The 19,087-nt window shown below is 35.9% G+C and carries 25 protein-coding genes; 23 read left to right on the top strand and 2 right to left on the bottom strand.

The annotated features are described in order from the left end of the window. Positions 1 to 598: 598 nt before the first annotated feature. The 12 genes from HBHAL_RS18045 (at position 599) to HBHAL_RS17995 (ending at position 7,733) form a co-directional block, all read left to right on the top strand. Positions 599 to 871 (top strand): hypothetical protein, encoded by a 273-nt coding sequence (locus tag HBHAL_RS18045; protein ID WP_041601452.1) that lies wholly within the window; start codon positions 599 to 601, stop codon positions 869 to 871. Positions 872 to 1,142: 271 nt separating this feature from the next. Continuing rightward, positions 1,143 to 1,412 carry a hypothetical protein gene (locus HBHAL_RS18040; protein WP_041601451.1) on the top strand — a complete coding sequence of 90 codons (270 nt, stop codon included), beginning with the start codon at positions 1,143 to 1,145 and terminating at the stop codon, positions 1,410 to 1,412. Positions 1,413 to 1,448: 36 nt separating this feature from the next. Next, the gene (locus tag HBHAL_RS18035) at positions 1,449 to 1,694 is read left to right on the top strand and encodes a hypothetical protein (protein WP_014644949.1); all 246 of its coding nucleotides are present in this window, start codon (positions 1,449 to 1,451) and stop codon (positions 1,692 to 1,694) included. A 160-nt stretch (positions 1,695 to 1,854) separates the two neighbouring features. Beyond that, complete coding sequence (locus tag HBHAL_RS18030; RefSeq protein WP_041601450.1) at positions 1,855 to 2,130, top strand: hypothetical protein; 276 nt, start codon at positions 1,855 to 1,857, stop codon at positions 2,128 to 2,130. Between the two features lie 126 nt (positions 2,131 to 2,256). After that, positions 2,257 to 2,388, top strand: a complete 132-nt coding sequence (locus HBHAL_RS21885) for a DUF1218 domain-containing protein (RefSeq protein WP_145956072.1) — start codon at positions 2,257 to 2,259, stop codon at positions 2,386 to 2,388. Between the two features lie 390 nt (positions 2,389 to 2,778). Then, on the top strand, positions 2,779 to 3,315 hold the full coding sequence (locus HBHAL_RS18025) for a hypothetical protein (RefSeq protein WP_014644947.1): 537 nt from the start codon (positions 2,779 to 2,781) through the stop codon (positions 3,313 to 3,315). A 247-nt stretch (positions 3,316 to 3,562) separates the two neighbouring features. After that, entirely contained in the window at positions 3,563 to 3,916 is a 354-nt protein-coding gene (locus HBHAL_RS18020; RefSeq protein ID WP_014644946.1) for a hypothetical protein, read from the top strand. A gap of 153 nt (positions 3,917 to 4,069) precedes the next feature. Further along, positions 4,070 to 4,411, top strand: coding sequence for a PadR family transcriptional regulator (locus tag HBHAL_RS18015; protein ID WP_014644945.1), 342 nt, complete (start codon positions 4,070 to 4,072; stop codon positions 4,409 to 4,411). Next, positions 4,408 to 5,109, top strand: a complete 702-nt coding sequence (locus HBHAL_RS20620; RefSeq protein ID WP_014644944.1) for a permease prefix domain 1-containing protein — start codon at positions 4,408 to 4,410, stop codon at positions 5,107 to 5,109. The genes HBHAL_RS18015 and HBHAL_RS20620 overlap by 4 nt, the downstream gene beginning before the upstream one ends. A 222-nt stretch (positions 5,110 to 5,331) precedes the next feature. Continuing rightward, positions 5,332 to 6,132: an abortive infection family protein gene (locus HBHAL_RS18005; protein WP_014644943.1), complete on the top strand. Its 801-nt coding sequence runs from the start codon at positions 5,332 to 5,334 to the stop codon at positions 6,130 to 6,132. A 339-nt stretch (positions 6,133 to 6,471) separates the two neighbouring features. Further along, a complete protein-coding gene (locus HBHAL_RS20615; protein ID WP_014644942.1) occupies positions 6,472 to 6,870 on the top strand; it encodes a hypothetical protein in 399 nt (132 codons plus the stop codon). Between the two features lie 65 nt (positions 6,871 to 6,935). Then, a complete protein-coding gene (locus tag HBHAL_RS17995) occupies positions 6,936 to 7,733 on the top strand; it encodes a hypothetical protein (protein ID WP_014644941.1) in 798 nt (265 codons plus the stop codon). Between the two features lie 490 nt (positions 7,734 to 8,223). Here the strand turns inward: HBHAL_RS17995 and HBHAL_RS17990 are convergent, their stop codons facing one another. Both HBHAL_RS17990 and HBHAL_RS17985 read right to left on the bottom strand, forming a co-directional pair. Continuing rightward, positions 8,224 to 9,210 carry a DNA/RNA non-specific endonuclease gene (locus HBHAL_RS17990; protein ID WP_014644940.1) on the bottom strand — a complete coding sequence of 329 codons (987 nt, stop codon included), beginning with the start codon at positions 9,208 to 9,210 and terminating at the stop codon, positions 8,224 to 8,226. Between the two features lie 28 nt (positions 9,211 to 9,238). Continuing rightward, positions 9,239 to 9,730, bottom strand: coding sequence for a helix-turn-helix domain-containing protein (locus HBHAL_RS17985; protein WP_223254231.1), 492 nt, complete (start codon positions 9,728 to 9,730; stop codon positions 9,239 to 9,241). A gap of 62 nt (positions 9,731 to 9,792) precedes the next feature. Here HBHAL_RS17985 and HBHAL_RS17980 point away from each other — a divergent pair, with 62 nt between their 5' ends. The 11 genes from HBHAL_RS17980 (at position 9,793) to HBHAL_RS17930 (ending at position 19,076) form a co-directional block, all read left to right on the top strand. After that, the gene (locus HBHAL_RS17980) at positions 9,793 to 10,026 is read left to right on the top strand and encodes a helix-turn-helix transcriptional regulator (protein ID WP_014644938.1); all 234 of its coding nucleotides are present in this window, start codon (positions 9,793 to 9,795) and stop codon (positions 10,024 to 10,026) included. Continuing rightward, a complete protein-coding gene (locus HBHAL_RS17975; protein ID WP_014644937.1) occupies positions 10,027 to 10,218 on the top strand; it encodes a helix-turn-helix domain-containing protein in 192 nt (63 codons plus the stop codon). 70 nt (positions 10,219 to 10,288) lie between these two features. Next, entirely contained in the window at positions 10,289 to 10,798 is a 510-nt protein-coding gene (locus tag HBHAL_RS17970) for a helix-turn-helix domain-containing protein (protein ID WP_014644936.1), read from the top strand. 48 nt (positions 10,799 to 10,846) lie between these two features. Continuing rightward, positions 10,847 to 11,866 carry a DnaD domain-containing protein gene (locus HBHAL_RS17965; RefSeq protein ID WP_014644935.1) on the top strand — a complete coding sequence of 340 codons (1,020 nt, stop codon included), beginning with the start codon at positions 10,847 to 10,849 and terminating at the stop codon, positions 11,864 to 11,866. A 17-nt stretch (positions 11,867 to 11,883) separates the two neighbouring features. After that, the gene (locus HBHAL_RS17960) at positions 11,884 to 12,117 is read left to right on the top strand and encodes a hypothetical protein (protein WP_223254230.1); all 234 of its coding nucleotides are present in this window, start codon (positions 11,884 to 11,886) and stop codon (positions 12,115 to 12,117) included. A 418-nt stretch (positions 12,118 to 12,535) separates the two neighbouring features. Then, the gene (locus tag HBHAL_RS17955) at positions 12,536 to 12,976 is read left to right on the top strand and encodes a hypothetical protein (protein WP_014644933.1); all 441 of its coding nucleotides are present in this window, start codon (positions 12,536 to 12,538) and stop codon (positions 12,974 to 12,976) included. A gap of 67 nt (positions 12,977 to 13,043) precedes the next feature. Further along, positions 13,044 to 13,238 carry a hypothetical protein gene (locus HBHAL_RS17950; protein ID WP_041601448.1) on the top strand — a complete coding sequence of 65 codons (195 nt, stop codon included), beginning with the start codon at positions 13,044 to 13,046 and terminating at the stop codon, positions 13,236 to 13,238. Between the two features lie 15 nt (positions 13,239 to 13,253). Then, positions 13,254 to 13,517, top strand: coding sequence for a hypothetical protein (locus tag HBHAL_RS17945; RefSeq protein ID WP_014644931.1), 264 nt, complete (start codon positions 13,254 to 13,256; stop codon positions 13,515 to 13,517). Positions 13,518 to 13,621: 104 nt separating this feature from the next. Further along, on the top strand, positions 13,622 to 14,641 hold the full coding sequence (locus HBHAL_RS17940) for a hypothetical protein (protein WP_223254229.1): 1,020 nt from the start codon (positions 13,622 to 13,624) through the stop codon (positions 14,639 to 14,641). 13 nt (positions 14,642 to 14,654) lie between these two features. Then, positions 14,655 to 17,144, top strand: coding sequence for a VirD4-like conjugal transfer protein, CD1115 family (locus tag HBHAL_RS17935; RefSeq protein WP_014644929.1), 2,490 nt, complete (start codon positions 14,655 to 14,657; stop codon positions 17,142 to 17,144). 30 nt (positions 17,145 to 17,174) lie between these two features. Continuing rightward, positions 17,175 to 19,076, top strand: coding sequence for a pLS20_p028 family conjugation system transmembrane protein (locus tag HBHAL_RS17930; RefSeq protein WP_014644928.1), 1,902 nt, complete (start codon positions 17,175 to 17,177; stop codon positions 19,074 to 19,076). Positions 19,077 to 19,087 lie beyond the last annotated feature (11 nt).

Raw genomic sequence — 19,087 nt, 5'->3', positions numbered from 1 at the left:
CTGCTATTAAATATATGAAAGTATCCATCATAAGCTAAATGAAGTCACAATATACAAGATGATGGTGGTAAGGGACTTATTTCCAATAATTTAAACCTGTGATACCCTCAGGTTATCTACTTTTAAGATTTAAAAGTCGAATTTTGCTCCCTCAGGGATAGTTATCTCGAAACTGAGTCTTTCGCTAAAGGGCAGGTTAGTTGAAGACTCAGTTTCGAGATATTAGAGGATTTTGAAACGAATTTATTATTAAATCGTATGAATAAGTAGATTATGCAAGTTGCTAAAGGAGGGATTATGCGTGAAAATATCCACGAAAACATTCAATTTTATAAATAACTTATCAAATGCTATTTTTATTCTAAGTATATTAGTATTGATTTATTACAGTACGATAATGGGTGACTCGATAAAATGGGAAATGAGTATACCTATAGGATTATTAATGGTTTGCTATTTGCTTTTACTGAAATCTCCAAAAGTTAATAATTTTAACTAACAGGGCGTCCTGAAGGAATATTGAATTTGCGTTTTCCGTAAACGAGAGCTTTACTTTAATAGGTTTTGCCCAGATTAAAATAAAGAAAGAGGTGTGATATTGAAAAAGGCAATAGTATATGGTTTCTTATTATTAATTATATTGTCAATTACAATATTCATTAGCCTGAAAATGTTCATTAGTTTAGTTAATATTATCGGTTTTGGGTCAGCGTTAATTTCTGCTTTCCTTATGAAAACTTTTATTAGAAGGTCTGAATTAAATGTAGCTTCAACAGATAAAGGAGATAGAGAAGAAAGAAGGTTAGGAATGATGATTGGCATATTCGGTGCACCGTTTCTAGTTACTTCGATTATTTTTTTGATAACGTAGGTAAAAGAAGTTTTTAGTAATAAAAATAACGGTGAATTATCTTGGATTCAAGTCATCCGGTAAAGGGGGCGATTGTTCAATATGAGCAATCGCTTTTTCGTTAATGGGCAGGTTAGTTGAAGACTTAGTTTATCCATATTAGAGAGTCTGAAACTAAAGCTGTTTCAGTTCGTACAAAAGATATACTGTTTTTTTAGGAATGAAGAGTATTGCTCTTTATAAATATCACTGCGATTTCTTTTAATATTTTTATCATAAAGGAGTGAAAATTTTGAAGTTATTTCAAGCTATCATTGCTGTTCCATCTCTCTTATTGTTTTTTATATCTATCTACTTCAACTATGAGACTGGATTATATGTAGCATTAGGGGGATGTGTTTTTGCTCTAATTATTAGACAAATCCGTCTACATAAGTATTCTCATATGTTAGGTCACCCTGATCGTCATTCTGACAAGTTTAGATACGATGACGGGGATTTTATAGATCCTTTAGATCAAGCAGAGACATACGAAATAGACGAAAAGGAAAATAAGAAATAAGTTTGGAATGAGGATTCCATTAAGTGAGGAGGGCATATGCAAAAGATAGCAAAGTACATAAGTAGAAGTTTGTTATTAATCGCAGGTGTAATGTTTTTGGTTGATTTATTTACTAACATCCCTTTTTCGTGGATGTTTATATGGCTGTTTTTAGCTCCATCTTTGATAATTAAAGAGTTCGTAGAAATGCCTGAAAAAGGAATGAGCAGAACATACTCAATTATTTACATAGCAGCTATTTCTCTCATGTGGGTGGCAGCGTTAGAATTAATTATTACCTGAGGGTGGTTGTGTTAGTTGAAAAAAATCCAAAGTATCTCGGATTCGAGTCTTCACTAAACGGGGGCGATTGCTTAATAAGGGTAATCGTCTTTCTTAGCATTTAGATAGTTTCTAAATCCAGTGTACCTTCATAATAAATTTGAGCGAGGAGTGGTGTTTGTTGAAAAAATATTTGGCACCAATTTCTTTATCATTAATGACTATTTTTATACTTATCTTTTTTGTTGTTCCACAAATAATGAATACTTTATCTAGTCCTGTTGGCGCATCATTATTATTAGTTCTTTTATTGGGTTCTTTTATTACTGCACTATTTAGCGAGAAAGGTCGTCTGAAAATAATTGTTTTATCCATTTCTTCTCTGGGGATGATAGGGCTGGGGGTCGCACTGATTTATATTGTTGGGATGATATTGTTCGGTAACTTTGGGACATAAAACTTATGTGTAAAATGCATCTTCACTAAAGGGTATAAGAAAAGTTAGAGGTATTTCGAAACTGAGTCTTACGTAAATGGGGCTTTTCTATAATAAGATAAAATATTGTACCGGAGGGAAAATCAGTTGGATTGGTTAATATCTTGGTTTGCATTTGCAGTGGCAGTCGGGGCATATTTAGAAGCTGCTGTTAGAAATAAGAAGTTAGAGAAAAGAGTTCGATTTTTAGAAAAATATTATGAAGAAGAGAATGAGTAAAAGTTACCTTTTCAAAATAATTTTGATATCGAGTCTTAAATTGCTAGGAGTGATGGAATAAGATGTTCATTTTCCTATTTATAGCTGTTCATATATTGATCGGCTTAGTGTTGATTTATTTCAAAGGGAAATTACCAAAACCAATAACCACGTTTTCTTTTGTCTTTCTTAGTATGAGTTTCTTATATTTCGGATCAATTCTGTTAGGCTAAGCATATTTATCTCAGTACTGAGTTTTCATGTATAGGGGGCTTATCTGAATTACCGGTTCCTAAAGTCAGCATCTTTAGCTGGCTTTTTCGCGCTTTTCGTATGATTATGTTGCCGCAGCATTTTACCACCCAATTAATTATAAATTATTATTATATCTACCAAAGAAGGAGACTAAGAATGAAGCAATTAATTTTCATTATGCTAGTTACAATTGTTTTAGGGGCTTGTTCTCCACTAGGGAGTTCTAATAAGGAGGAGTCTCAAAACTCAAATAAAGCTAGTACGGATCAAATAGCAGACAAAATAGATGTAGATCAACTTGATAAAGTGCAATTTATTTATAACAATAAAGCTTATGAGGCGAAATATAAACTGAAGTGTAAGACTTCTGCTGAATGTTCTGAGGGTAATGATTTGCCATTAAATAAGATAAAGCAAGAAATAAAACCAAAGAAAATTGATGCTAGCATAGGCGATCAAATAGAGATTAGGATTCCAAATACTTTCCCTAGGCCAGATCAAATTCTGTATCATCAGCAACAAGGCGCTACCGGAATTCAAGAAACAGCAGATAAGAATGTTATTGAAGTCACTGGTGATAAGGGAGAGGAAATCACTTATATAGTGAATTTTAATTGGAGAAGCAACGACAGCGACAATACAAAAATCATTTATTCAGTAGCTTACTATTTTGAGGTTCCCAATCCAACATAAAAGAGATAATAACGAGGCCAGTAAGTGTAAAGGGTAGCCGGTTATTATGAAATTGGAGGCTGGCCAAGTCAGTATATGTTTAGAATACCTTGAATTCGAGTCTTATAGAAAAGGGGGCACTTCTTGAATAAGTAAAAACGCTATTTCACTAACGATGCAGTTTAGTGAGTAATGAAACTATACCTTTGTAAAATCGTATATGTAGTAATCCCTAATTAAAAGATAACTGAGTTTGGAGGCATAAACAGTGAAAGGTAAAGTGGTTATCTTCTTAATGCTTACTATCACTTTCAGCTTACTAGTTGGGTGTACTGGTAATGGAGGAGAAGAAAAATTATATTCCGTTTTGGTAGTACAAAATGGAGATGATAAAACGGACGAGATGATTACAGAAGAAATAAACGTTTCATCAGAAAAATTCCACGAAATAAAATTCTTAACAAGTTTAGAAGATGTTAAAGAACAACACCCACAAGTTGAAATAGAACAAGTTCCAGCAGTGTTAATATATGAAATTGGTGGAGGAGAGTTCAAAAAGTTAGAGTATAAAACATATGATATGGAAGAAGCAGTAGCAAAATTAAAAGAACTTTCAAATTAAGAAATATAACTAGCTACGATACAAAAGTAAGTGATATCTCGAATCCGAGTCTTACGTAAAAGGGGGCGATTCTAAAAAAGTCGCCCTTTTTTTTACAACAATACATTGCATTATTAGGTATTAAAAATTATAGTGTAAGGTGAGGTGAAAATATTGGAAATAAATAAAGAAGTTCTAAAAGGTCACATAGATACGTTGATTTTATCGCTTTTACATACTAGGGATATGTATGGCTATGAATTAGCAAAATTAGTTCGCGAAAAAAGCAAAGAACAATTTGAATTAAAAGAAGGTACGCTTTACCTTTCTTTAAAACGATTAGAAAAAAATAAATGGATCTCTTCTTATTGGGGAGATGAGCAAGGACCTGGAGGTAGGCGGAAGTATTATAAGCTCACTGATTTAGGTATAGAAGGTTTTGAACAAAAAAGAACTGAATGGCATTTCTTTAAAAAGATTATTGATTCATTTTTAGAAGGGGGAGAAAAAGATTGAAACAAATTGATAATTTTGTAGACACGGTTTATAAAAAAGCAAGTGGAGATAAGAAAGAAATACAAGAATTAAAGTTAGAAATGAAAAATCACCTATTAGAAGCAGTAAATGAATTGAAAGCGGAAGGGAAAACAGAAGAGGAAGCTATTGATATTGCCATTGAACGTTTTGGCGGGAAAGAAGAAATGCGTACGGTTGTAGCGCAATTATTTAAGGCTCAAAAAACATTTGCCAAATGGTTGATATTTGTAGGTATAACCATCTTGCTTGTTTCAACCATTATTTTTAGCTATTTCATAAACATTGGAAACGAACGTTCTGAGACACAAGCCGAAATTGCTTATAAAATAGGAGATTTTGTTGAAAACAATGCAGAAGTGACACAATCAACCGAAGATAAAATCGAACAATTACTCAATGATGCGAATTATATCAAACAACTAACTGTTTATCTTAACGGAGATAGGAGTAACCCAGTTTATGAGTTTGGGAATAACTTCAATCAACCTTTTCCTTTAGTTTATAGTGATTTATCGTATGGTGGAGGTAATAGCTTCGTTGAAATTGAAGTTTTGGATTATCGTGCCATAGGTATTTATTCTTTGTTTTTCGGTATTACCTGCTTCAGTGTTCTTTTTATCTTATGGGTCATAATAAATATCTATCATAGAAGAAAGAAACAGTTTGTTATTCAATAACCCCTCAACTAAAGGGGGGGAGTAATATAAAATATCGGATTGAGATACCTCGAATTCGAGTTTTATAGAAAAGAGGGCGATTCTTAAACAAAGGAATTGCCCTCTTCTTAATGTTGGGCAGGATTATTCAATAATAATAATCGCCATTATTAAATCTATTGTGAATGCTTGCAATTCACTAGCGGATATTAATGGTAAAATATATTAAGAGGTGATTGCGATATGAATAAGCTGAAAGATTTGCTAGAAGAAGATATTAAACCTAACCTTGAAGAAAAAAATATAGGAGAATTTGATAAGGCGGATTATTTACAGACATTGTTGACAAACGCTAGTACACAAGATGGGCCAGCACATAATGATCATTATATAATGCTGAGAAAACATTTCATGGGGAATAAAAAAACTAAAACATACTTACCTGATTACGTAATCAAGAATAGAGACCTTGGACAGTTCTGGCAATTTATTAAATATAAATTCTCTACATACGCTGAAAGAAGACAGTACATATGGAATAGTTTTAACAATTTGTTAGAGTTTTTAGAGGAAGAGGCAGAATTGCCTTTTTCAGAAACTATAGATTCTAATTTAATGGTATTCGATTCCGAACATGTTTTGGAGTATTGGAAGACAGCTATTGAAAGGATGGAAAATGACCCAGAAGGTGCGATAACTTTATCACGTACACTAATGGAGAGTGTATTAAAACACATACTCGAAGAAAGAGGAGTTCCTTATAAAGCTAATGCTGACTTGCATGAAATATATAAGGCAGTAACCAATGAATTGAACCTATCACCTGAACAGCATGACATTACATTATTTAAGCAAATATTAGGTGGGTGTTCATCAATTGTTAATGGTTTAGGTAACTTAAGAAATAAACACGGGGATGCTCATGGCAAAGGAAAAGTAACATATTATAAACCATCTTCTCGTCACGCAGAATTAGCAGTGAATTTATCTGGTTCCATGTGCTTATTCTTGATAAAGACTTTTCAACATGTTAAAGAAAGATGATGCAAACTATAGGCAGATAATTGTGAAAGATACTGTGACTTAAATGGAAATATCTCGGAATCAACTCTTCCTGTAATGGAGGCATTTTTCCAATTAGTGATAATTGCTCTTATGTAGATCAGAGAAACGCTAGTAAAGTATAGTTCATATAAATGGTTATGCGAAATTATTTTATCGATTCATGCTTGAACTCTATATTTTTTATTATGCAAGGAGGAGAATGACCTGAGACACCTTTTAAATGAGATAGAAAGTAATCTAGAAAACAAGAATTATTTATCAGCTTTAGCATTAACTCTAACATTACCAGATATATGTTCAAAAATCTCATATCCTAATTTGGATGGTTCAGGGAGAAGATATCGATATTGGTATGATGAATATATTTATAAATATGACAAACCTAAGGTTGAATTGAACGATTTAGAATCACTGACTATCAGTGGAAGAATAGTATATGAATTACGAAATTTATTACTTCATGAGGGATCCCTTGATGCAACAGCGAAGGTGCGGAAAGAACTAGGTGTAAAAGATTCTCAAAGTCTTAAGTTTGTATTATCAAATAGCATTACCAGTTATAGTAAGTCCTGGAGTGATGGAGATAAAGGCGAAGATCCTGACATTTATATAAGAATCAATGTTGTGGATTTTTGCAAAAAAATATGTGCCGTTGTAGAGAATGTCTACCGTGAAAAAGACATTTATAATGATATAGTAGTATTTGACTTTGAATAGTAGCCTGCCTTAGAGGATTGAATTTAGATACGCCCTTTGTTGCTTTTAAGGGGAATTAACTGCCAATGAAGTGGAAAGGGGATGAGTTTGTAATTAATAAGTATATAGTAGATATTTATGACCAAGTTTGGGATGAAATGGGTTTTGGTCCAAAAGAAAATGTGCACCTAAAAAGTCTATGTTTTCAAATAGACAAAAATTTGGAGGAGTTCTCTGGAGAAATTCACAGAACTATAGGTTTTGGAATAGGTGATGGTTTTTCTGTGTATCTTAACGGTTTTGATAACATCATCTTTGTAAGAATAGAACTGTTTGATACTAGTGAATATTCTTTTATTACAGAGTATCTAAAAAGCAATGGCGAAGAAATTGATTATCCAAGCTTTAATTCTAACATAGGTGATACTCTAGTTCTTGTTTCTAACTTTGATGAGGAATTGACTCAGAGTTTGATAAATGAATTACATAACGAGTTTGGACAGGAATTAACAATTACACATTCTGAAAAGATTTTCGAGAAAGGTGCATCTGATTGGGGAATAGATCTGCTGCTTTGGTTAAGTAATATACCTGCTTCTATAATAGGCGCATACATCTACGATTTTTTCCGAAAAAGTAAATCAGATGAAGCCGAAGTACATGTGATTGAAAGTTTTGATAAGGGTGCTGTATTAGACATAGCTGCAAAAACAAGCGAAGTTAGTATAAATGACCTGGAAGTAATTAAATCAGTTTATAACGAACATGATGGTACAACATTTTACTTTATTACTAGTAGATATGTAGATGTTAAGTTAACACTTAATAAGTTAAATAAAGTCATTGATTATAGTTTAGATAAAAAAACTCATAGTAAAATTTAATCTATATCTCGATTTTAAATAATCAGGATATTTATGACCCAGTAATTAAGAGGATTAACTTCGTACCCATATAGATTAAAATTCAGCGGATTATCTTGAATTCAAATCTTCATGTATTGGGGGCTTTACTGCAGTTAAGACTTATAATGCGTTATTAGTTACAAGATATCTTCTCATTGTGCTCTAAAGGCGCTTTTCCTACAATATAACCTTCCCATCTCCAGTTATCTGTATCATTATGTCATTTTTACTTTGTAGAATGGAGGCTTGTGTGGATCTTCAAAAGTGTACAAAGTAAGACTTACCATAAAAAAAGAAGATCTCTAGCCTATTTTAGGCTAGAGATCTTCTCATCTGTTTAACTAATAGGGGGCTATGGCTCAATATAGTACTTGCTATCAAATATAGGGGGATCATTTTGGGAAGGAAAACTATGAACTTCGTAAAGCTTTTAGTGGGAGGAGTAGTAGGAATTACAACATCTTAAGGCTTACTCTCCAACCATCCCATCGCCATCATTATCTCGCATGTAAGGATATAACCAATGATCGTCTGTTATAGGCATACTGAAACCAGCATCCTTCGCTTCTTGAATTGTTACTTGCCCATTACCATTAGTATCAATGCTAGAAACATCATTTTTTTCTACAGTATTAGAGTTATCTGCTTCAGAAGATTTGTCACTACCTGTTAAACCCAACGACTCATTAACTTCATCGGGGTTTACATTTTCGAAAGTATCTACAACCTCGTTACCGTTTATCGTGTAAGAATACCGATACTTGGAAGGTATTTGTGTGTTTGTATCTGAGTAAGAGAGAACTGCTTCAAATTTAGTCGCACCCCCTGCTTTACTTATCGCATTCTCCATGTACGATTGGTCACCATGCCGGTTCAGTGTACTTTCTTGAGGTGTAATATTATAGGCGTTAGATACCCCTCCCAACGAGTCAGCAATAACGTGCCCCTCGTCTAACACATCACTTTCGACACCTGGAACTTTAGCCTCGTCAGAGAAGTATCTACCACTAGATAGGACAGGTTCATTGCTATCATCTTGTAGAATAATTTCATCAGCAACAACTCTCACTAATTGACCATGTTCATTAGTGAATGCCCAGTACTCTCTGTCACCAAATCCTATGTCCACTACAACGTTTGATTCTCGATCACCGCTTAGATCACCGCCTTCCACCTCAATTAGTTGGTATCCTTCAAACTGATCATCATGCGTTTCTGGCGGTGTTTCCTCTATTGCTGGGTCAGCGTCCGTTTTTGGTGATGTATCTTCTTCTTCCGGATCATCAACAACCGTAGGGTTAGCTTCTTTTTTTTCATCGTATTGGTTTGTATCGACTGCAGTTTGTTCTTGTGAAACCGTTCCTTCATCTGTCGTGGATGCATCTTCAACGTTGGTACATCCAACGATAAAGGTGGTCATTAGAATAAGGAAAAAATACTTCAGTTTCTTATTCATTGCTTATTAGCTCCCTGCAAAGACATGTTTATTTTTTATCCATTTCCTTGGACTTCTGAACTAAATATTGAAAGTAGCTTTCCAATTCCCGGATTTGCTCCGGGCTCATCGACTTCCACTTATCAATATCAAAGAAAGACATTTCATCGATTTCGTATTTATCTAAGAGTCGGTTTATTTCTTCTATTGAATCATATTCCTCATTGCCAGTCTTTTTAGCAGCTTTTGATCTACCAAGTAAATAATCAGTTGATACTTCAAAGAAATCTGCCAATTTTCGAAGAGTTTCGTAATCGGGCTCGCGTCTATCTTTTTCATAGTGGGATAAAGAAGCTCTGGAAATACCCACTCTTTCTGCCAAACCTTCTTGAGTGAGGTTTCTTTTCTTCCTTAATTTAGTTATTAAATTTCCTACACTCATATCAAAACCACCATTTATGTTTATTTTATAGTTTAATAATACTATACAAAATGTAGCAATAAAATATTTGATACAAAAAGTCGCAATAACTGTTGACATGTTCCATAACGTATCATATTATATGGTTAGTTGATACATTACGTCGCAAAGGAAGGTGATAAATGATGCGTACTAAAATGCGACAGCAAAGAGAAAAATTAAATTTATCTCAACAAAAAGTAGCTGATACTGCAGGTTTAACCCGAGTGAACTACTCTAGCATTGAAAGAGGAAGAACAGAACCTAACATTGAACAGATGATAGCCATAGCAAAAGCATTAAAAGTTACACCAGATGTAAATTTTTTTGAAGATTTTTGCGACGTTTCGTATCAAAATCCCGAGGAGGTGATCTAATTGAACCGACGCACAATGACAGTCTTAGAAGCTGCTGAATATCTGGGTGTATGTAAAGACACGATCTACACGATGGTTCGAACAAGTGAGATTCCGCATTTTCGAATCCGTCGAAGAATATTTTTTTCGCAGGAAACCATCGATGCTTGGATCAGAGAGCAAGAAGTAAGTTTTGAAGACCAAGCTATATAACTAGTTTTAGCTTACTATACTTTTAACATTGTTATAGGTACACAAATTGCTACTAAAAGGACTGAGTTAATTGAAAGAAAGTAGATCTGCAAGAACATTGAAAAACTTCAGAGTTTGCAAGGAAAAGTCACAAGAACAATTTTCAAGCGAGTTAATGTTATCTAGAGAATACTTGAGTAAACAAGAAACTGGAGAGCGCAAAGTTCAACCAGCCACAACAAGACAATTAATTGAAAAGTATAACGATCCATGGTTGGCCTTAGAGGCAGCAAACGAGTACATTGGCTGGGGAGTAACAAGAACAAATGCTCCGAATTCAGATATTTGTAAAGGTACTGTGCATTCAAGATTAGAAGAACACTTAACTGAAGCACTTGAATCAACTAATAAGTTCCAATTAACAGAAAAACCTAATATTGTTCAATCAATTGAAATGCAAGATATTAGAAATTCGGCTAGTAAAATTGTAGAGGTGATTTATTGGTCACTTATGTACCTAGCTCTAGTATGCGAGACATATGAGATAGGATGGATTGAGTTGTGGGAAGAACATTATTCTAAATTGAGATCAAAAGGTTAAGTCTATTATATCAATTATCTTAACTTAGCTTTTATAGGAGGGGGAAAAATGCAAGGGTGGCTGAAGCTTCATCGCAAAATCCTTCAAAGTGAGATTTTTGAAAACGAAAAGCTGTTAAAAATATTTATCTATTGCCTGACAAAATCAAGTCATAAAAATACCGAATCAAGAGTGGGTAGGCAAAAAGTTCAACTTAAACCTGGTCAATTTATATTTGGACGTAAAAAGGCTGCATTGGAATTAAATATGAAAGAGTCTACCGTTCGTGACTACTTTGAAATATTGGAAGAAGATGGAGTGATTTCTATTGACTCCACCAACAAATATAGTGTCATAACCGTTGATAACTGGGCAATTTATCAATCAAACGATGAAGAATACGACCACAAAACAACACCAGATAACCAGCAAAATAACAGCAATTTACCATCAGAAAGACAGCAGAAAGACACATACAAGAATGGTAGAGAACTTAAAGAAGTTAAGAATGTAAAAGAATTTATTACTACAACTACTGCAGAACAAATGGAGTGTCCCATTCAATTTTATAAAAACAACATTGGCGCTATACGTCCTAAAATCTCAGAAGAAATAGCAAACTGGAGTGAAGACCTTGGAGAACCGTTAATCTTGGAAGCCATGAGGCGCTCTCTGGATCGTAATAAACCAACATGGGGGTATGTGAAGAGTATTCTCCAGTCTTGGATCAATAAAGGAATTCGAACAATTGAACAAGCAGAGGCAGAAGAAGTTGAATATAAAAACAAAAAGATTCGAAATGGACCAGCTACTAAAAGCTCTTCCCGAAAGGAAGTGATTCCTGAATGGTTCAATGACCGCGAAGAACAAGAAAAGCAGGATATAAATAAACAACCTAGCATTGATGATACAGCTCGAACCATTGAGTTAGCGATTAAGCTAAAAAGATCGAGGGAGAATATTCTTGATTCTATTAATGATCGTTTTAACCTTTCTGAAGAAGATATAGCTTCTATTAAGGAAGGTAAATGCTCAGCTAAAGAGGTTTTATTAGAACAATTAAAGCCTAGAGTAGCTGGGGAGCCATAAACATGGGAGGTGGTAAGTTGAAGTCTAATAAAAAGCACTTTGCTTACTATGATATTTCTTCACACGCTGACAATGTAAAAACCTTTGAAGGAAAAAGGTATAATGTGCATGGCATTTGGGCGGTGGATCGCCATGGTAATGCTGAAAAGCTGTCCAGTATCTATTATCGAATTCGAACGGTAAAGGATCGTCAATTTAGAACCATTGCTAAACGTAAAAACCCTATGAGTGAACTAAAGCCTGTTAAGTAAAGATAACGATTTTAATACGTGCTTAAATAGCACATTTAGATCCTTGAAAACTACATATCTAGGCTGGGAAAAGAAAGGTCACAGAATTTTCCTAGCTGTTGATGAGTGTTGGGTGCGTGTTACTCGAAACGCATCTAGTGACCGGATAAGCGTTGTATCAACGATGGTTTTTCTATTTAAAGTGAGGGGACTACTGATGAAACTTTTAATAGTAAGACCTAGATACATAAAGTTCTTCGTATAGGCTAGAAACGTTGTGCTTTGCAGTACACTATAATTATTAGTAGTGCTGCATAGGGTTGATTGTATCTTGCCAAAAACAATCTTTATACCATTAAGATAATCTACCAAATCATGGATTTATATTTAAGTAGGTGTTAGAATCGTTATACAAATCACTTGAGAGGAGATTGATCTGATGGCAAAGCGTTGGATCGGTGGTTTGACTGGATTTGTTATAGTTTTAATCCTAGTTGGTTGCGGATCACAAGGAGCCACAGGTCAAGTCGAGTCTTTATCACCAGAGGACATGAAAGAGACTATCCAAGATAGTGAAAAAGTTTATGTTCTGTTAACAGATGCCTCGGAGGAAGAGAAGAGAGATGAATATATCGAGGTTGTAGAAGAGAACATTGAAGAAATTAATGTAAAAGAAATGAATGCGCAAAATTCAAAAATTGTTGACGGGGATATGGATCTGAATGAAATAGGTTTGGAAGGTAGTGAATTGTTCCAATCTCTAAGTTATTATGAGGATGGACAGTTACAGAATCGTATCTCTTTAAAAACACAGAAATACAAAACCCTTTTGGATAGGGAGCAAGCTATACAAAATTTCATCAACGATACTTCATCTTAATGGAAGTGATCTTTAATAGATCACTTCTTTTTTTATGGACAAAAACCTTGAAAGGGGGTGAATGGGAATGAGCGTTACCAATCGTGAACTTAAGCAATCAAAAGACTTAGTTCAGACGCTGCTTACCATCCAGGACATTTCTTACAATGAGTGGCTTCATGAAAAACATCAAGAGTACATTCAAGAAAACCAAGATGTCGTTATGAGGTCATTGCTTCATTACAAAGGGGTGGATGAAGAAAATAAGAACAAAAATATTTAATGAGGAGAGATATTAATGAAATACTTTGCAGATCATTCCATGTTTGCTGCCATTAGTAATTTACAATCGACAGGGGCTTCTATTTTATCGGCCATGCAACTATTAGGTATTGTTTCGGCTGCCATTGCTTTTGGTATAGGGGCCTACCACCTTATCTGGGGTGGAGTGAGAGGTCGTCAGAGCTCAATTGTTTGGTTTATTGGTGGTGCTGTTGGGCTTGTCGTTCTAATGGGAGCTACGGCTATCGCTGAATACATTGACAGTCAGGTGATCTTTTAAAGGAGTGTAGGACCATGAGGGTATTATTCACATCAAAAGTGGAGGGTGAAATTTCTAGCTTTCACCCTTACTCCTTTCAAAAAGTTGTCGTTCTAACGGCAGAATTGGATGCTAAATTAAAAAAGAAAAATGCTAAGCCAATGATGCTTGATTTTATGATTTTTAATGACGAAGGAGATAAGTTGTACAACGGCTCCTATGAAGTGGGAGGAGAAGGAACCTCAAATATTTATGACCATGTTTGTCAAAAGCTTTTAGACTTACCTATGAAAAATAAAAATGAAGAAACAAAAAGGGATGTTTTTCTTCAACAATTAACTTCTCACGCCCCAGCATCTTATCAAATAGATCTGACAGAAGTATGGAAAGACAGAGAAGGACAAAAGTCGAGTTGGCAGCAACTTGGTAAGCGTGGCAGAATTTTTGTGAGTGTGATCAGCACCACGTTAATGGTAGCCATAGTTACATCCCTCACTCTGTTTATACTCCTAAACAATCAAGGCAGGGATCTAAAAGCCATATCTCAAGAGATGGAAAAAATGGAGAATATAAAAATGGCTTACGAAGGGTACTGGACGGGTGAGCAGGAACAAGCTGTTCAACAATTATTAGAAATGGAAAATTTATCGGAATCGGAACGCCAAACATTGCTTCATTTTCTGGTGGACCTTAAAAAATATGATCGAGCTTTGCAATATGCAGGAAAGGAAAACACTTCTTCTCTAGCTGCGCAAGTCATGCAAGTTCATGGTCTGGAAGAATTGAATTCCTTTCAAGAATCCTATCCGAGTCCTTTAGGTGAATTTAAATTAGCTTTTCATCATGGGGAATACAAACAGGCGGTAGAAATTCGAGATATGCCGATGTCTCCTCAACTTTATAAACAAAAGGGAATCGCCTATCTGAGACTTGAGCAATTAGAAAATGCCAAAAAAATGGCCAGTGAAGCGAAAGACGACGAACTGAATAAAAAGATTAATGAGTATCAAGAAATTGAGAGACAGTTGACGAAGATCAACAGTCAAATAGAATCAGAGAAAAAGTCTGAAGATCAAAATGAATCTAAAATTGATTCGCTTAAAGAACAACAAGAAGATCTGGAGAGTCAAAAGAACAGTATATAAGAGGGTGATTCATTTGAAATCAGTCATTGCTAAGAAACAGGTGCTTATGGTATTAAGCATCTGTTTTTTTATAGCCACAATGCTGGTCAGTACTTTTCTATGGAATCTAGGACAGGCCATGTGGGAAAGCTTAAAGACGTTTCCGGAATTCAGTAACCCTATAGAGTTTAAGGTTTCGTATTGGACAGATTTTCATTTCAAGGAGCAAACACTCTACTACGGAATAGCTGCTTTAATTGGTTTTGTAGGCATAGCTCACATGATTTACAAACTTAGAAGTAACTTTAAGCCCGTAGGTAAGGACGAAAAGGGTTCTCAGCGATTTGCCACAAGAAAAGAAATTCAACAACAGTACAAAGCTATTCCTGATCGGAAACAACCCTTTGAAGGCCAAGGTGGCCCTGTATTATCGAGAAAGGGGGACAAAGCATTTATTGATCCCTCCCCTGTCAATAATTTAATTATTGGTACGACAAGGAGTGGTAAGGGGCAAACATATGTGATTCCAACCATCGATGCGTACTCTCGTGCTGAATATCAGCCTTCTTTAGTTATCAATGACCCTAAAGGAGAATTATTCGCTTCTAGCCGGGAGACTTTGGAGAAAAGAGGATATGAAGTAGAGGTATTAAACTTAATGAATCCGATGCAAAGCATGAGCTTTAATCTGCTGGAGTTGGTTAAACAATCGTATAAGGATGGGGATTATTCTACAGCTCAGACGCTTTGCGAAACCATTACTCATATGCTTTACCACAATCCGAATGCTAAAGAACCTATGTGGGATGATTCAGCTAAATCTCTTGTGAATGCCATGATCCTTGCTGTTACAGAGAAGAGCATAACGGAAGACACAGAAGAAAAAATTACGATGTACACGGTCGCTAATATGCTCTCCGAGTTGGGAACTAGAAATGAGATTGATGAAGATGGTCAAGAAAATAACGCATTGGATCAGTATTTCCAAGAGTTACCTCAATCCCATGTAGCCAAAGGTCAATATGCAACGAGTAATTTTTCCAAAGGGAATACTCGATCTAGCATTTTTACGACAGCTATGAATGGATTGACGAAATTTACAATGAGTGAAACGGCAAAGATGACAGCTAAAAACTCTTTAGATTTAAAAAGAGTGGGCTTCGGTCAGAGTATTAAGGGGCGAGGTCATCCTTTTTCCAGAATAAAGGTTTTCTTTCCCGATGGTACAACTGAGACCAATCAATCAGGAGAAAGTGGGACATGGACCATTAACTTTAACACTTCATTAGGGGGCGGAGATCATGTAGTGGTGTCTCAGGAAGCCACACCTATCTCTTCGGAAGATGAAGATGGGAAAAAGGATAGCTCCACCATTCGGATTGACGAAGTAAATGAGGGAAACGGCAAAGTTTCCTTCACTTACCTTTCTGAGAGCGCCACTATCGAAGTGAAAGAAATTATATACTCGAATAAGCCTATCGCTGTGTTTATGGTTACACCCGATTATGATACCTCTACTCATGCTATCCCGTCGATTTTCGTTAGCCAATTGTATTATGTACTATCCAAAAATGCAGCCATTGCCAAAGGACAAAAATGCTTACGTGAAGTGGTCTTTATGTTAGATGAGTTTGGTAATATGCCCGCGATAGCCGATATGGATAATAAAATCACGGTATGTTTGGGAAGGAACATTCGTTTTCACTTAGTGGTTCAATCCTATGCTCAATTAAAGGATTTGTATGGAGAAGATGGGCAAGCGACAATTCGTGGAAACTGTGGGAATGAGATTTATATTTTGAGTGCTGACTATGATTCAGCTTCCTATTTTTCTTCCAAGTTAGGAAAGAAAACATTGAATACACAAACTCGGTCTGGATCTACTTTCTCCCTGGATAAGTCGAAAACGGAAAGTACGGAAGGAAGAGATCTTCTAACGGCCAATGAACTGCAGGAATTAGAGGAGGGAGATACGGTCGTGCGTCGTGTATTATTACGTCGTGACAAAAGAGGGCGAAAGATTCGTGCTTTTCCTATTTATAATACAGGAAAGTACAGTATGAAATATGCTCATACGTATCTCAGTTCAGAATTTCGCCCAGGGCGGTCGATTACGGAAGAAGAAATTTTGACTCCGCACCGCCATGTTCATCCATCAGAATTAGTGATAGATTTTCAAATTGACGAATCTAATAAACAAAAGAGAGACGAACTAGAAGAGGAAATGGAAAGTTTCTCGAAAAATGGACCATTCAGTGCTGCAGAACCATCAACGGAATGGTGGCAGAAGGAAAAAGTCGGAGATTTCTTTGATAAAAGTACATCTGCCCTGATTCATCAGCAAATTGCTCCTCTTTTAGAACACAGTGAAGAAGAAATGAATGAGGAACCTATGGAGGCTTTCCTTTATAACTTAAAGCTTCTGGGCGATCATGAAGAAATTAACCGCCAAGTGTATAGTCACATACGCAAGCAAGTAGATAAGTTAATTGAAGAACAGGAAACACCCGTGGTGCAAGGATGAAAAGGGAAAAATCTTTAAGGTGGTGATGGAATGTCCGATGAAGAGTTGTTAGAGATATTGTTAAGGTTTTCGGACGTCTTATCGACCAATAATATTTTCACCTCTGGGTTAAGGATCATGGGGTGGGGAACGATCCTATTCTTGAAAATGATTGTCGATGGCCTAGAAGGCATGGTCGATAAGGTTTTAATCTTAACGGATTTCTTTTCGAGCGATCCTGTAATTAACTTTCTTGAAACCATCCAGCCTGTTCTCTATATCTTGTTAGCCATTTCATTGGGAATGATCGGCTTTCGATTAGTTTTTAATAAAGAAAAGAATCGATCTGAGGTGCCCATGAACCTATTTATCTCCATCATGACGATTACTCTATTGTCATTTGGAATGGGGAAAGTGAATGACTTTACTGGTGATGCAATGGATGTAGCAAAGGTACAGACCGATTCATTTACTACCTCTGATCGAGTAATGGAAGACTATATTACTGATATAGTCGTTTATGAAGAATCCGATTGGAAAACCCCGGATATAGAAGAACAACATCATATAAGTCCAGCCTCAATTGATAAAATATCCATTAATGAAACGATTGACGATAGTTTTGAAAAATCTAATGGGGATAGCCTATCGAATAAAGGCCAAAAAATTGTAATGAACAAAGTAGGATTAGAATCAAATGGTGAAGAAGGACTTGTGGAGTTAGGAAAAAGTGGTCTGTTTGATTTCCTTCCAGAAAATTATTACCGGTGGCATGTAGATTGGTTTACGGCTATCGTAACCCTTTCTGTTATGGCTTTTACCATGATATTAATATCCATTAAAGTGGCCAAGCTCTGTTTTGAGCTTGGCTTTAATCATATCGTAGCCTTAATCATGGCCTATGCGGATATTTCCACAGGTCAGCGCTTGAAAGCGATCATTAAGAATATTGGAAGCATTTTTGCTTCTCTTATCATGATTTTCTTAAGTTTACGTGTGTATATGTATTACACAACCTTTATAGATAATAACCTTGAAGGACTTGGGTACTTGATTGCTTTGATCGCCGGAAGTTTAGCCGTCATTGATGGACCTAATATTGTCCAGAAGCTCTTTGGCATTGATGCTGGATTGAAAAATGCTTGGCATGTTGCGATGGGTGGTTACTTAGCCTCTAAAACCCTCGGCCCTCCGGTTAAGAAAGCTGCAGGAGCTATTACAAGCGGTGGAACATCAGCCCTAATGAATACAGGTGCCGGGACAGCTGGTGCGGTCGCTGGTATCTATGGGCGCAAGGATAAGGGGAATTCTAAGACGAATGGAAAAAGTGATCCATCATCACCCCAAGGAAATAGAAGTCAAGGAAACCAGAAAAAACAAGAGCCAAGTCCAATGACATCCAATCAGGAAGGACAAAAAGATTCGTTGGGAGGAAAAGAAACGAGAAGTCAAGGGGCAAGAAGTCGTTCATCCACCTATGAAACTCAGGATCAGTCTTATCCTTCTTCTCAGAAAGGATCCTCTATGAACACTACAAAAGAAGATTCCCCAGGAGGGTTGGACGTACCATCTTCTAACCAAAGCAATGAGCAACCTATAGCTACTCAACCTAAGAAAGATAAAAAACAAGTGAATGATATAGGTAGTAGTGAAACAGGAAGGGGTCGTTTAGAGGACAAGGATAATGAACCTAAGGAAAAGACAGATCAAATAGCAGCAAGCGCAAAATCAGAAACATCAGAGGTGAAAACGCCAGAAAGTACAGATGATATTCCTATGCCGAATCAATACAGAACAGAGCAGCGAACGGTAGGAGGATATATGAAAGATCGATTTAGGGAACGATTTAATCATAATCCGAAGGTTCAAAGTGCAAAACGGACATATAACTTATCTCGAAACACCACGGAGAACTGGATAAATAAAATGAAGAAACGCGGACCTAAGGAATAACTTAGTTCGCG

Source organism: Halobacillus halophilus DSM 2266, assembly GCF_000284515.1.
Classification (GTDB): domain Bacteria; phylum Bacillota; class Bacilli; order Bacillales; family Halobacillaceae; genus Halobacillus; species Halobacillus halophilus.
The sequence above is the reverse complement of the archived record's forward strand: the minus strand, read 5'-3'. Positions and strand labels throughout refer to the sequence as shown.

Coding starts and splice junctions, on each gene's coding strand:
- HBHAL_RS18035 (WP_014644949.1), top strand. CDS start 1,449: ATGCAAAAGATAGCAAAGTACATAAGTAGAAGTTTGTTATTAATCGCA.
- HBHAL_RS18025 (WP_014644947.1), top strand. CDS start 2,779: ATGAAGCAATTAATTTTCATTATGCTAGTTACAATTGTTTTAGGGGCT.
- HBHAL_RS18005 (WP_014644943.1), top strand. CDS start 5,332: ATGAATAAGCTGAAAGATTTGCTAGAAGAAGATATTAAACCTAACCTT.
- HBHAL_RS17995 (WP_014644941.1), top strand. CDS start 6,936: ATGAAGTGGAAAGGGGATGAGTTTGTAATTAATAAGTATATAGTAGAT.
- HBHAL_RS17990 (WP_014644940.1), bottom strand. CDS start 9,210: ATGAATAAGAAACTGAAGTATTTTTTCCTTATTCTAATGACCACCTTT.
- HBHAL_RS17985 (WP_223254231.1), bottom strand. CDS start 9,730: ATGTCAACAGTTATTGCGACTTTTTGTATCAAATATTTTATTGCTACA.
- HBHAL_RS17980 (WP_014644938.1), top strand. CDS start 9,793: ATGATGCGTACTAAAATGCGACAGCAAAGAGAAAAATTAAATTTATCT.
- HBHAL_RS17965 (WP_014644935.1), top strand. CDS start 10,847: ATGCAAGGGTGGCTGAAGCTTCATCGCAAAATCCTTCAAAGTGAGATT.
- HBHAL_RS17955 (WP_014644933.1), top strand. CDS start 12,536: ATGGCAAAGCGTTGGATCGGTGGTTTGACTGGATTTGTTATAGTTTTA.
- HBHAL_RS17950 (WP_041601448.1), top strand. CDS start 13,044: ATGAGCGTTACCAATCGTGAACTTAAGCAATCAAAAGACTTAGTTCAG.
- HBHAL_RS17945 (WP_014644931.1), top strand. CDS start 13,254: ATGAAATACTTTGCAGATCATTCCATGTTTGCTGCCATTAGTAATTTA.
- HBHAL_RS17930 (WP_014644928.1), top strand. CDS start 17,175: ATGTCCGATGAAGAGTTGTTAGAGATATTGTTAAGGTTTTCGGACGTC.